This is a genomic window from Microbacterium sp. ZW T5_56 (assembly GCF_044987425.1).
Taxonomy (GTDB): domain Bacteria; phylum Actinomycetota; class Actinomycetes; order Actinomycetales; family Microbacteriaceae; genus Microbacterium.
In genome coordinates this window covers 1-13,028 of the sequence record NZ_JBJDRI010000038.1, presented here as the reverse complement: position 1 = coordinate 13,028, position 13,028 = coordinate 1, and the positions used below count along the sequence as shown (strand labels likewise).

Below are 13,028 nucleotides of genomic sequence, written 5' to 3'. Positions count from 1 at the left end.
TGTCACACCGGCCCTGCGAGAACCCCGCGCCGACACGCGTTGGCGCTCCACGCCTGCGATCTGAGCGCGTGGCACACTCGTGAACAACGCCAGTCACAGCAGTAACAGTGGCATCATCAGTCACTTTCGGTCAGAATGGGCCAGTGACTCCGACGCCCCCCACGTTCCGCCGTGCCCTCGTTGCGGCGCTCGCGTCGGCTGCGCTGTGCCTTTCTCTGTTGGCCGCACAGCCGGCCCTCGCTCAGTCGACGCCGGACCCCGCAGCCAGCGCATCGACCCCCGCCCCGAGCGAGTCGCCGATCATCGAGACGCCGGATCCGACTCCGGAGCCCAGCGCCACGGACACCGCCTCTCCGTCACCGGAGCCCACCACCCCCGAGGTGACCGCGACGCCCACACCCGGCGCCACCGAGTCCCCGGCGCCGACCCCGACGCCTTCGCCCTCCACGACAGCGGGGGCCGCCATCGCTGCCGCCGCGGCCTTCTCCGCGACTCTCGCCGAGGCGTCGGCGGCTGTGGCCGGCTTCCAGGCCGGCAACATCATCAACGACGCGACGTTCACGAACAAGAACACGATGTCGGCCTCCGCGATCGACACGTTCTTCCGCAAGATGGTCTCCACCTGCCAGTCCGGGTACACGTGCCTGAAGGACTACCGCCAGAACACGCCCAACCGCGCGGCGGACTCCTACTGCAGCGGATACTCGGGGGCCGCCAACGAATCCGCGGCCACGATCATCGCCAAGGTCTCCCAGTCCTGCAACATCAACCCGCAGGTGCTGATCGTCATGCTCCAGAAGGAGCAGGGTCTGGTCACCCACACCTGGCCCAGCCAGTGGCGCTACGACATGGCGCTCGGCCAGGGATGCCCCGACACCGCGCCCTGCGACCCCGCCTTCGCCGGATTCTTCTACCAGATCTACGGCGCAGCGCGTCAGATGAACATCTACATGGAGGGGCGGTACTTCACGTACTACCCCGCCGGACGCACCTCCAACATCTACTGGCACCCGAACGCCAGCTGCGGCACGGCGCCGGTGTACATCTCCAACCGGGCCACCTCTGCGCTGTACTACTACACGCCCTACCAGCCGAACCGCGCTGCGCTGAACGCCGGCTACGGCGAGGGCGACGGCTGCTCCAGCTACGGCAACCGCAACTTCTATCTGTACTTCACCCAGTGGTTCGGCTCGACGCAGGGTGGCGGGGGCACCACCGGCCCCCTCGACTCGCTCGTGCGCGCCGACGGTTCCGCCACCGTCTACCTGATCTCGGCGGGAGCGAAGCGCCCGATCGCGAACACCAATGACCTCGCTGTCTTCACGTCGCGTCTGGGTGGGACGCAGATCGTCTCCTCTTCTGCCCTCGCCGCCCTCCCGACCGGCCCCGCCGCGAGCCGATTCGTGCGGGATGCACGCACCGGGTCGATGATGCTGCTGCAGCCAGACGGGACGAGCCGCTGGCTCTCCAGCGCGGAGCTCGTCACGCGCTACGGCTTCCGGATGGACGGCTACACCCCGCTCGACCCGGCACAGGTCGACAGGTACTCCGTGGGCCCCGCGGTCGGAGACTTCTTCCGCGGCGACACTGACGGCACGCTCTACAAGTGGGAGAGCAACACCAAACGCGGGTACACCTCCGCCGCGGCGTGGGTAGCCGATCCGGCAGCGCAGGGGAAGGCGACAGTCTCCCTCCCGCAGACGACGGTCAATCGCATTCGCACCGGCCTTCCCATCCTCACCGCGGGATCGCTTGTGAAGGAGCGCAGTCAGGCAGCGGTGTATCTTGCGGGCACCGACACCACCCTCATCCCTGTCCCGGCCTGGGGCACGGTCATCGCGATGGGCATGGAGCCCACCTCCACGACCGTGTACGCGGACGGCGCCCTCTCCGGCTACAGCAAGAGTGGTTCGGCGCTGAGCCCCATCGTCACCTGCTCCGGCGTCACCTACATCGCGTCCGGAGTCGGCCTGACCCGAACGTCGAAGGTCAACTTCGGATCCCTCCCGATGAAGCCGAGTGCGAGCATCTGCGCGACCATCACGAAGGTGGCCGGCATCGTCGTCGCCCCGGTTCTCATCAAGGAGCTCGGCGGAGACGCGATCTACGCCCTCGAGTCCGGGGTGCTGCGCCACATCCAGAACCCGGATGCGCTGCGGCAGTATGCGGGCGCAAGCGCGGGCATCCAGATCGGCTGGGGTGTCGACGCCGTCCGCTTCCTCAGCACCGGACCGATGGTCTACGCGGATGGGACGTTCTTGAGTTTCGGCGACGCGCGCGTCTTCTATGTGCAGGGCGGGCGGTTGCGCACCATCCCGTCGGTTTCGGCCATGCTGCGTCTCAATGGCGGGACGATCCCCGCGGTCGAGTCTCTCTCGGCTGCGGATCTGCGCTGGTACCGCATCGGCAGCGACATCCCGAAGTGACGCGCGTCCGCCGCGCCGACTCACAGACCCCACCGGAACGCGCCCCGTAGACTGATCGGCGCATTTCATCGATGGGAGTCCCTGTGACGCACGCGCCCCGATTCGCCGGGCTTCGCAAGGTGAGCGGCTTCACCGTCGTTGTGGTGGCGAGCACTCTGGTGGGCTTCATCGCGACGGCCATCTTGTTCCGCAGGGTCGGCGGCGAAGAGTGGGCGAACATGCTCGTGGGGCAGGTGGTCGCTGGACTGGCGGTCATCTTCGTCTTGTTCGGCTGGGGTGCCACCGGTGCAGCGATGATCGCCGGCTCCCCCGTTGCACAGCGACCAGCACTGTATCTGCAATCGCTGCGCGTGCGCTCGGTTCTGTTCGTGATCGTCGCTCCGATCGCCGCTGTGGTGGCCACCCTGCTCACTCGCGGTGACCTCACCGGAGGCGTTCTCGCCACCCTGACGTACCTGGTCCCCGGGCTCGCCGCGTCCTGGTACTTCGTCGGGGAGGGAAAGCCCCGGCGCCTCGTGCTGTTCGACGCCCTGCCGGGCTTACTCGGCACCTTCGCGGGCGCGATCGCCGTGCAGATCACCGCGCAGATGTGGACCTACCTCATCTGTCAGGCCGCGGGCTATGCCGCGGCGGTCGTGATCTCCGCGATCGTCATTCGTCGAGACGGTGGCGACACCCCGCTGGCACCACCCCAGCATTGGCGTGCAGCGCTGTCCGGGCAGCGGCATGCCATCCTCACGACCGCGACAAGCGGTCTGTACGTGGCGCTCCCCTACCTCGCTGTCTCGCTGTTCATCCGTCCCCTCGCAGACGTATACGGCCTCGCCGATCGCACCCTCAAGTACGCGAACGTCGCTTTCTCCCCCGTTCTGCAGTACTTCCAGGGCTGGGTTGCGGCAGTCGGCGAGGACACGCGTGCCCGCGCCCGCACGGCGGGCAGGCTCGCCCTGATGCTCGGCGTGATCGGCGGCTTCGGGCTCGCGTTGTTGATGCCACCATTCACGCTGTTGCTCAGCGGCGGCCAGGCGTCCGTGTCCTACATCGTGGCCGTCCCGCTCGGTGTTGCGTTCGCTGCAATCTGTGTATCTGCCGTCGTCGGGCTCGCCTGCCTCGCAGCTCTCGGGCATACCCGAGAGCTGGCGGTCTCCACCGTACTGGGTGCCGCAATCGGCGCACCGCTCATCCTGCTCGCAGCGTCGTTTGGCGAGCTCTCACTCGTCGCAACCGCCCTCGCGGTGTCCGAGGGGGTCGTCGCGACCTATCAGGTTCTCGCGCTGCGTCGGGTTCTCCGCGATCCGCGCAACGCCGACGTCACCGCCTGACGCGTCGGCAGCGCTCAGCCGCAGCCCACGATGCGGTAGAGCTTCACATCGCCGACGCTGTCGATGAGTTCGACCGCCTTCGAATCGTCCAGGTCTTCCAGGCCCGGGAACACGTGCTCGCCGTTGTTCACTTCCTGCGTGCCGAAGTCCAGCACGTACTCGGCATTGACCTCCGCCACGGCGGCACACGTCGCGGAGCCGGGCTCCGCATCGTTCAGCCCCGCGAGGATGTCGTCCATCGCGGCGTCCGTCAGCATCAGGGTGTGCGGCATCATTACCGGGTGGCCCTCCAGCGCATAGGCGAGGGCAACTCCCGTCCATGGGCTGCCCACGATGGTGCCCGTCGCATCGGTCTCGTCCGGCAGGCGCTGCAGCAGGGCGAACTCGTCTTCGGTGATGACCGGGGAGTCGTCGGCGAGCTGGAACATGTCGCGCGCGGCTCCGACGGCGTGGCGCATGACCGTCACCTGGGGCACCACGACCGTCACGATCAGCACTGCCGCGACGGCGCCCAGCCGGACCGGACCGCGGCGGGGCACCGTTCGCACCCAGTCCCAGATCCGCTCTCCACCTATGGCGGCCAGCGGCACCCATGCGAAGGGCAGGAGAGCGGCCAGACGGGGCGCGTTGTTGTACCAGGCACCCACGAGCAGGTCCCGCAGATCCCAATACGGCAGACCGGAGACGGCGATGTAGAGCACCGCCGCGGCAGCGAACATCAGCATCGCGAACCAGTCCGACATCGTGCGACGCTGTGCCGCGACCATGAGGCCCACCGTGGCCAGCAGCATCACGGACCAGTTGAGTGCCGTGCCCCACGGTGATGCCGTGAGGATCTCACCGACCGCTTGTCCGACCGTCTCCGTCGGCTCCCACGTACGAGCCTCCGCCGCGGGTCGCAGCACGTACCAGGCGGGAAGCACTACTGCGAGGTAGACGATCGCGGCAGCGACGAGTCCGCCACGCGGACGACCGGCCGACGCACGGCGCAGCGCTCCGATCCAGACGACCAGCAGGATCACGGTCGCGAACACGATCGCGGCGACGAAGCCCCCCGGATGCGCCACGATGATGCCGGGAAGGGTTCCGAGCAGGGCGATGAGCAACGTCCACCGTTCGCGCGGTCGGGCGCGCAGCACATCGATCAGGAGCGCGAGCGGCATCGCGATGAGGCTGAGCGACATCATGTACGGAAACAGCACCCCGTACTCCACCATGAGCAGAGGGAAGGCCGGAATGGACACGGTCACGACCGCAGCGGCGACGAGGCGAACGGCGCTCGTGCCCCACAGGCTCCGCACGAGGGTGATGATGCCGACCGGCCAGGCCACCGCGGCGAAGAACATCATGAGGGCGTTCGACGAGACCGGGATGCTAACGCCCGTGAGTTGAATCACGAGTGCGGAGGTCGCGTGCCACGCTGACGGATAGAAGGTGACGGGCGCGTCCATTCCACTGGTCATCTTGGCGATGAACAGAGGCGAGGCATTGCCGTGATCCAGAGCGAAGCGAACGGCATTCAAGTGGAAGATGTTGTCGAAGGTCTGGGAGAAGTTCGACGGGTGCCCGATGACGAGCGCGAGCTGCAGGAGGGTCACGACGATCGCAGCAACGATCGCCAGCACGCCGGCAAGCGGGAGACGCGTGTGCGGAGTGCGGGGCAGGTCAGCGGCGCGGCGCTCCACGGTGGAGCGCAGCACGATCCGCAGTCCGATCACCACGATGAGCAGCGCGATCGTCGTGATCGCCACCGGCAGCGGACCCCAGGAGAGGCCCAGAATCGGCGCGACCAGGGAAGCCAACGCGATCACGGTCACACCCGCGGGAATGCTCACGGCGATCAGCCGGAGCCCCCGCATCCCCAGTGCCCCGGCCAGAGCGGACCCGGGAATCACGACCACCAATGCCACGACGACCAGCGCGAGCAGCAGCGACGCCCATTCCATTCGTTCTCCCTCTCCGAGACGCACAGGGCGCGCCTTCCGTGATCCTACCGATGCCTGTCTGAGTGGTCGGCGGGCCACACCGCGCGCACTTCCAACCCGCCCAGGACCCACCACCTATGATGGTTCAGGCGTTCGCACCCGGGAACGCGAACGGAGGTGCTCTCGCCCGTGTCCCAATCCACAGCGGCAGAAGATCGCCTTGTCGCGCCCGGAGGCAGTGCAGGCCTCGTTGAGACGTTCCGACGGCACTACCTGCTGAGCCTCATCGTGAAGAAGGAGGTCGGCATCCGCTACCGCGGATCCGTCCTCGGCTGGCTGTGGTCGTATGTGAAGCCGCTGATCCAGTTCCTGGTGTTCTACTTCGCGCTCGGCATGTTCATGGGGATGAACGATCGGATCGACTTCTACCCGATCTATCTGCTTTCCGGCATCACGATCACCACGTTCTTCAACGAGTCGTTCGCCAACGGCACCCGCTCGCTGATCGACAACGCAGCGCTCATCAAGAAGATCTACTTTCCGCGCCAGATGTTCCCACTGGCGAGCACGCTGGTGGCTGCCGTGAACACGCTGCCCCAGATCGTCGTTGTCGTCGTCATCGCCCTGTTCTTCGGCTGGGCGCCCACGATGGCGCAGGTCGCCGCGATCTTCGTCGGGCTGATCATCATCGCCCTGCTCGCCACCGGACTCGGCATGCTGTTCGGCGCGGTGAACGTCACGTTCCGCGATGCGCAGAGCTTCGTCGAGATCATCGTGATGATCTCCGTGTGGGCATCGCCGGTGATGTACCAGTGGGAGATGGTCGCCAGCAAGGTGCCCGACTGGCTGTTCCAGCTGTACATGCTGAACCCGATCACCATCGCCGTCGAGCTGTTCCACTACGGCCTGTGGGCTCCGCTCGATCCGCACCTGACGCCGGGTGATGCCGCTTCGGGTCCGGCAGCGCTGTTGCCCGATCTGTGGCTGCACAGCCTCATCGCGCTAATCGTGTCGGTCGTCGTGGTCATCGTCGGAGAACTCGTGTTCCGGAAGCTGGAGGGGCGCTTTGCCCAGGACCTCTGAATCGTCGACCCCACGGATCCTCGTGGAAGACGTCCGCAAGGCGTTCCTGCTGCGTCACACCCACTCCTTCAAGGAGACCTTCGTCGCGGCGCTTCGCCGCAAGAAGCTCACCACCGACTTCCGTGCACTCGACGGTGTCTCCTTCGAGATCGGCGAGGGCGAGGCTGTCGCGCTGCTGGGCTACAACGGCTCGGGGAAGTCGACGATGCTGAAGATGATCTCCGGCGTGCTGCGGCCCGATTCCGGCAAGGTGCTCACGCGCGGTCGCGTGGCGGGACTCATCGAGGTGGGCGCCGGTTTCCACCCCGATCTGTCCGGACGCGAGAACATCTACCTCAACGCGGCCATCCTCGGCATGTCGAAGAAGGAGACCGACGAGCGCTTCCAGTCGATCGTCGACTTCAGCGAGATCGAGCAGTTCATCGACACGGAGGTCAAGCACTACTCCTCCGGCATGTTCCTGCGTCTCGCCTTCTCCGTCGCCATCCACACGGAGGTGGACATCCTCCTGATCGATGAGATCCTCTCCGTGGGCGACGAGCCGTTCCAGAAGAAGTGCCTCGCGCGCATTCGCGAGCTGCACGCCGCGGGCAAGTCGCTCGTGGTGGTCTCGCACGACCTGGACATGGTCTCCGACCTGTGCGAACGCGGCATTCTGCTCCGCGACGGACAGGTGGCCTTCGACGGCGACAGCAAGCGCGCCGTCGAGATGATGCGCGTCTGAGCGCGACTACGCGAGTCCTACCGAGTCACGCTCCACGAGGGTCGGCAACAGCAGGCTGCGCGTCAGCGCCGCAGACCGCGATCCGTGGATCCGCGCCAGGCACATCTCCAACGCCCGCTCCCCCAGCTCCTGCTTGGGTGGCGAGATCGCGGTGAGCGGCACGGGTGCAAGGCCGGCGACCTCGTCGTCGTAGGAGATCACCGACAGGTCCTCCGGGATGCGCACCCCCTCCTCGAGCGCCACCTCCTCGAGCGCGATGGCGTCCACGTCGGTGAGCACGATCAGTCCGCGGATGTTCTCGGCCTGGCACCGGCGGATGAGATCGACCAGATGTGATCGCTCGGTCGCCTGACCGCTGGCATCCCGTGGGAGATCCGTCACGAAGGAGCGCTCGTGCGGCTGCAGGGCCGCTGCGAAGCCGCGCCGCAGCCACACCGACGTCGCGGTGCCCGCGCGCAGCGCGAGGGCGATGCCGGTATGCCCGGCGTCACGCAGGCGCTGAACGGCGAGCGCAACGCCGGCCTCATGGTCTGTGCGCACGGATTCGACCTGTCCGAGCGGACGCATCGGGTCGATGCTGCGCTCGGCGATCGTCACGGGAATGGTCTGGGCACCCAGGAGATCCCGCAGCCCGGTGTCCTCCCACTCGGCGTTCGCGGGGGTGATGATCAGGCCCTCCACCCCGCGCGCCACGAGCTGGCGCACCTGCGCGCTCTCGCGGTCGCTGCGGTAGTCGGACACCGCCAGCGCCAGCCGGCACCGGCTCCGCGCCGCCGCTCGGCGAATGCCCTCGACGACGCCCTGGTAGTAGTAGGTCGCGCTCGGGACGATGACGCCGATCGTCGCGATCGGGGTCGAGGCCCGCAGCCCCGACTCGCGCGGGGACACCGCGCCCCCGTGCACGCGAACGAGCAGGCCGTCAGCCTCCAGCTGGGTGAGATCACGGCGCAGCGTCATCCCGGACACGCCGATCCGTGCAGCGAAGTCAGCCACCTCCAGGGTGCCGCGCAGCGCCAGTTCGGACAGGATTCGTTCACGACGCTCATCGGCAAGCATATGAACATCTTCGCCCATGAACGCTCACAGATGCGCAGGTTCAGAGCTCCGCGTGCAGTGTCAGAGCTCCGCGTGCAGCTGCCAGATGCGCTCGGCGGAGCTGTCCCAGGAGTAGGCGCGACCGCGATCCGCGCTCAGCACGCGGTAGCGATCCGTATCCGCGAGGACCTGGGCGACCGCATCGGCCATCCCGTCCGCATCCGCAAGCACTCCTCCGTCGGCGATGACCTCGCGATGGGACGGAGTGTCCAGGGCGACGACGGGAACGCCGAGAGTCAGGGCCTCCACCACCCGCCAGGGCCAGGTCGTGCGGCTCACGGCCGACACCAGCAGGTGCGAGCGCGCGAGCACCACGGCGCGATCGGCGGCATCCAAGGCAGGACGCAGCTGCAGCGCCCGCTCGGGGATGCCCGCGGCGGAGGCGAGGTCGCGTACGGCGTCCTCCTGATCGGTCGGCACGCCGATGACGAGCACCGTGAGGTCGTCGTGCAGCTGCGGGGCGGCCGCTGCGAAGGTCTTCGCGAGACCGTCGGATGGCGCGCTCGTCGCATCGGTGACCAGGTAACGCTCCGGAAGGGCGAGGTCGCGGGCTCGGGCATCGGCGTCGGAGGGCTCCCGGAACCACTCGGGGGCGGCACCGGCCACGACGCGCACCCGGTCACCAAAGGACCACTCCTCGTCCAGGCGCGCGGCATGCGCGAAAGTGGGCACCACGATCGCATCGGCATGTTTCACCGCTCGCTTGAGCATGGCGCGATTCCAGGTGACGGCCGTGCGCGCCAGCTCTGCGCCGGCCTCCCAGGGCCGCAGATCCCAGAGCGTCACGACGGTCTGATCGCCGTCGTTCACGCGGTCGTGACGCACGAGCGGAGCCGCCAGCGTGGTGGAGTGGATGAACCCGCCGCCGGTGGAGGGCGCCACACCCAGCTGCCAGGCAGCCAGCAGCTCACGACGCGCGAGCGGGGCCACCCGGACGCTGGACAGGCCAGGAACGAGCGGCGCGAGGTCCGCCTCCCCGTTCGGCACGATGGCGGCCACCTCACACCCGTCCGGAGCCATCCGCAACAGAGCCCGCGCCGCCTCGAGCCCGGCGGTGGCCTGGTCCGAGAAGGACTGTGCCGATGCCTGCTCGATCACCACACGAAGGGTCGCCGTCATGCCTCTGACCCTAATGCTCACCGTGGACACCAGCGCTTCGGCACCCCGGCGGTCGGGGGACGCTCAGGTTGGTCGCGTCACGGAGCGGGAGTGTCCTCCGCGGCCGACGGATGCAGCTTCTCGTGGATGAGTTCCTGGATCGCGGTGTAGTCCGGGTCCATGTCGTCGATCGTGCTGCCATCCAGGAGCGGGGTGCCCTCCGGGTTCAGCTCGATCTTCTGCACCTCCTGCGACCGCGCCTTGAGTGCGAGATTCAGGAACGGCTGCATCATCGACTGCGGCACGTCGGTCTCCATGACCGCCGTTCCGGCCTTCGCGATCTCCTGGAAGCGCGTGAGCACGTTCTCCGGCGTGAACTGCTTCAGCATCGCCTCCTGAAGCTGACGCTGGCGCTGCATGCGGTCCCAGTCGCTGGTGGTGTAGCGGGAGCGGGCGTACCACTGGGCGGTGTCACCCGTCATGTGCTGGTCACCCTCTTCGATCCAGCCGATCGCCCAGTCCTCAGCGGGCTGACCCTCGTAGGCCGGACCGCCGCCCTTGGGCAGGCGCTCGGAGACGGTGATCTGCACACCACCCAGGGCATCGATCAGGGCGGCGAAGTGATCCATGTCGATGAAGACGTAGTACGGGATCGTGATGCCGAGTACTCCCTCAGCGGCGTCCTTCGTCGCCTCGATGCCCGGCGTCGAGCCGTTGGCCACCGCATCGGGATACAGGCCCTCGTCAGCGCGACAGATCTCCAGCTCGGTGTTCAGCTGGTTGATGGCGCTGGTCCAGCCGCACTCGTCGTCGGCGACGCCATAGTGCCCCTCCGGATACAGATCCTGCATCGGGCCGGGAGCGAAGGGGACGTCCGGCATATCGCGCGGGATGCCCGTGATCGTGACGGCACCCGTGTCGGCGTTGATGGAGACCACCGAGATGCTGTCGAAGCGCATGGAGTCGCGCCCTTCGCCGGAGTCCGCACCCAGGAGAAGGATGTTGTAGTAGCCGTCCGAGGGAGCGACCGGCGGCGCGCTGGCTGCGAACACGCTGCCCAGGGTGTCGCGCGTGGTGCCGACGATCCCGGCTGCCCACGTGGCCGTCCCGCTGGAGACCACCAGCAGTGCGGCCGCGAGCGCGGCGATGCCGAATCGCGAGGCCGTGCGGATGCGCACGAGCTTCACCAGCATCAGCGTGTTGAGTCCGAGGATGATCCACAGCACCGCGTACCCGATGAGCAGCCCCTGCGCCAGCACCGTGATCGCGGCGAACAGCCAGCCGACGCCGATCAGCCAGAAGTAGAAGTCACGGAACACCATCGCGATGAGGATCGCGGCAACGAGAAGCGTCCACATGAGGATCGTGGCGCCCAGGCCGAACCGCCCCAGCTTCCGATTGCCGGCAAGCACCTGGGGAGAGCCCGGAATGAGGAACCCGAGGAAGACCAGCCACCAGCCCCGGCGCGTCATTACCGCGCTGTCAGATGCGTCGGGATGGCGCATCGGCTGCGTTCGAATCGCGGGCCCCACCCCCGCTCGATCGGCGACGAGCGCGGTCACAACGAGCCCTTGAGCCGGATGTTCTTCTGCTCCACCTGGGCTTCCAGGTCACGAGCGTAGGCCTCGACGGCGTCGGCGACGGCCGGGTCGGAGGTGCCGAGGATACGCGCTGCGAGAAGTCCCGCGTTCTTCGCGCCGCCGATCGACACGGTGGCGACCGGGATGCCTGCCGGCATCTGCACGATCGACAGCAGGGAATCCATCCCGTCCAACATGGCCAGCGGCACGGGCACACCGATCACGGGAAGTGCCGTGATCGAGGCCAGCATGCCGGGGAGGTGTGCCGCACCACCGGCACCGGCGATGATCACGCGCAGGCCGCGTCCGCGCGCCTCGCGTCCGTAGCGGACGAGCTTGTCAACGGTCCGGTGCGCCGAGACGACCTCGACCTCGTGCGGGATGCCGAACTCGGTCAGCGCGGCGGAGGCGTCTGCCATCACGCGCCAGTCCGAATCGGAGCCCATGACGACGCCGACGAGCGGGTTCTCGGATGAATGCAGCGCAGAGGTCACCAGAACAGGCTAGGGGCCCCGGCCGAACGCCCGGTGCACGGCACGCGGACGAACGCCCCGAATCCGCTGGGAGCGGGCGGGTCAGTCAGTCGAAGGCAGCGGCGGCGGCGCGAGCGGAAGCCAGCACCGCATCCAGGTCGGCACCGGCGGCGTTGACGTGTCCCACCTTGCGGCCGGGTCTCGGGGCCTTGCCGTAGGTGTGGATCTTGGCATCCGGTGCCGCCGCGAGTGCTGCTGAGAAACGGTCCGACATCGTCGCTCCCTCCGGCCCGCCGAGGATGTTGATCATCACGGCGTGAGCCGCGCGCGGGGACGGGTCGCCGAGCGGGAGATCCAGGACGGCGCGCAGGTGCTGCTCGAACTGGCTGGTGATCGCGCCATCCTGCGTCCAGTGCCCGCTGTTGTGGGGGCGCATCGCCAGTTCGTTGACGAGGATGCGTCCGTCGGCGGTCTCGAACAGCTCCACCGCGAGCATCCCGGTGACGTCGAGTTCCTCGGCGATGCGCAGTCCGAGCGCGGCGGCTTCGTCAGCGAGGGCACCGATGCCGGGGGCGGGAGCGGTGACCTCGGCGCACACGCCGTCGCGCTGGACGGTCTGCACCACCGGGTACGCCACAGCCTCGCCGGAGGGGCGACGAGCGACCTGCTGCGCGAGCTCGCGCGTGAAGTCGACCATCTCCTCGACCAGCAGGGCTCCACCGTTGGCGTCCTCCGCGAGCGCGGTGAACCAGTCGTCGGCCTCGTGAGCCGCGTTCACGACGCGCACACCCTTGCCGTCGTAGCCACCACGTGCTGTCTTGACCACGGCACGTCCGTCGTGTGCGTCGAGGAACGCCGCCAGTTCGTCCGCGTCGTGCACGGCGGCCCAGTCGGGCTGCGGTGCGCCGATGCGCGCCATGGTGGCCCGCATCACGAGCTTGTCTTGAGCGACGGCGAGCGCCGCGGGTCCGGGGTGCACCGCGACGCCTGCGTCGATGAGTCCGGCCAGCACGTCCTGCGGAACGTGCTCGTGGTCGAAGGTGATGACATCGACATCCTGTGCGAACGCCAGAACGGTGTCGAGATCGCGGTAGTCGCCGGTCGCGGTCGCCGCGAGAGCTGCGGACATGTCGGGTTCCTCCGCGAGCACGCGGATGTCCAGGCCCAGCTCCTCCGCCGGTGCGATCATCATCCGTGCCAGCTGTCCGCCACCGATCACTCCGACGCGCATGCTCTCTCCCTCACTCCGCAGGCGCTCTCCCGCGCCTGCTTCCATCCTCCCATCCCACGCCCCCTCTTCAC

The 13,028-nt window shown here is 67.9% G+C and carries 10 protein-coding genes; 4 read left to right on the top strand and 6 right to left on the bottom strand.

All coding sequences use genetic code 11. The features are described from left to right. Window positions 1–143 precede the first annotated feature (143 nt). Together ACI3KU_RS15880 and ACI3KU_RS15875 are read left to right on the top strand one after the other, a co-directional pair. Window positions 144–2,426: a hypothetical protein gene (locus ACI3KU_RS15880; RefSeq protein ID WP_404923289.1), complete on the top strand. Its 2,283-nt coding sequence runs from the start codon at window positions 144–146 to the stop codon at window positions 2,424–2,426. Window positions 2,427–2,509: 83 nt separating this feature from the next. Next, entirely contained in the window at window positions 2,510–3,748 is a 1,239-nt protein-coding gene (locus tag ACI3KU_RS15875) for a hypothetical protein (protein ID WP_404923288.1), read from the top strand. Between the two features lie 14 nt (window positions 3,749–3,762). Here the strand turns inward: ACI3KU_RS15875 and ACI3KU_RS15870 are convergent, their stop codons facing one another. Continuing rightward, a complete protein-coding gene (locus ACI3KU_RS15870; RefSeq protein WP_404923287.1) occupies window positions 3,763–5,694 on the bottom strand; it encodes a DUF6541 family protein in 1,932 nt (643 codons plus the stop codon). A gap of 168 nt (window positions 5,695–5,862) precedes the next feature. On the opposite strand from ACI3KU_RS15870, the gene ACI3KU_RS15865 reads away from it, so the two are divergent. Together ACI3KU_RS15865 and ACI3KU_RS15860 are read left to right on the top strand one after the other, a co-directional pair. Next, entirely contained in the window at window positions 5,863–6,756 is an 894-nt protein-coding gene (locus tag ACI3KU_RS15865; RefSeq protein WP_404923286.1) for an ABC transporter permease, read from the top strand. Further along, window positions 6,740–7,480, top strand: coding sequence for an ABC transporter ATP-binding protein (locus tag ACI3KU_RS15860; protein ID WP_404923285.1), 741 nt, complete (start codon window positions 6,740–6,742; stop codon window positions 7,478–7,480). Before ACI3KU_RS15865 ends, ACI3KU_RS15860 begins: the two co-directional genes overlap by 17 nt. A 6-nt stretch (window positions 7,481–7,486) precedes the next feature. Here ACI3KU_RS15860 and ACI3KU_RS15855 read toward each other — a convergent pair whose 3' ends face one another. From ACI3KU_RS15855 to ACI3KU_RS15835, 5 genes are all read right to left on the bottom strand, one after another. Next, window positions 7,487–8,536: a substrate-binding domain-containing protein gene (locus ACI3KU_RS15855; RefSeq protein WP_404923284.1), complete on the bottom strand. Its 1,050-nt coding sequence runs from the start codon at window positions 8,534–8,536 to the stop codon at window positions 7,487–7,489. A gap of 60 nt (window positions 8,537–8,596) precedes the next feature. Beyond that, window positions 8,597–9,694, bottom strand: coding sequence for a glycosyltransferase (locus ACI3KU_RS15850; protein WP_404923283.1), 1,098 nt, complete (start codon window positions 9,692–9,694; stop codon window positions 8,597–8,599). A gap of 77 nt (window positions 9,695–9,771) precedes the next feature. Then, a complete protein-coding gene (locus ACI3KU_RS15845) occupies window positions 9,772–11,235 on the bottom strand; it encodes an LCP family protein (protein ID WP_404923282.1) in 1,464 nt (487 codons plus the stop codon). Beyond that, window positions 11,232–11,699, bottom strand: coding sequence for a 5-(carboxyamino)imidazole ribonucleotide mutase (gene purE / locus ACI3KU_RS15840; RefSeq protein ID WP_404923316.1), 468 nt, complete (start codon window positions 11,697–11,699; stop codon window positions 11,232–11,234). The genes ACI3KU_RS15845 and purE overlap by 4 nt, the downstream gene beginning before the upstream one ends. Window positions 11,700–11,832: 133 nt before the next feature. Continuing rightward, the gene (locus tag ACI3KU_RS15835; RefSeq protein WP_404923315.1) at window positions 11,833–13,002 is read right to left on the bottom strand and encodes a 5-(carboxyamino)imidazole ribonucleotide synthase; all 1,170 of its coding nucleotides are present in this window, start codon (window positions 13,000–13,002) and stop codon (window positions 11,833–11,835) included. Window positions 13,003–13,028 lie beyond the last annotated feature (26 nt).

Coding starts and splice junctions, on each gene's coding strand:
- ACI3KU_RS15870 (WP_404923287.1), bottom strand. CDS start 5,694: ATGGAATGGGCGTCGCTGCTGCTCGCGCTGGTCGTCGTGGCATTGGTG.
- ACI3KU_RS15855 (WP_404923284.1), bottom strand. CDS start 8,536: ATGCTTGCCGATGAGCGTCGTGAACGAATCCTGTCCGAACTGGCGCTG.
- ACI3KU_RS15850 (WP_404923283.1), bottom strand. CDS start 9,694: ATGACGGCGACCCTTCGTGTGGTGATCGAGCAGGCATCGGCACAGTCC.
- purE (WP_404923316.1), bottom strand. CDS start 11,699: ATGGGCTCCGATTCGGACTGGCGCGTGATGGCAGACGCCTCCGCCGCG.
- ACI3KU_RS15835 (WP_404923315.1), bottom strand. CDS start 13,002: ATGGAAGCAGGCGCGGGAGAGCGCCTGCGGAGTGAGGGAGAGAGCATG.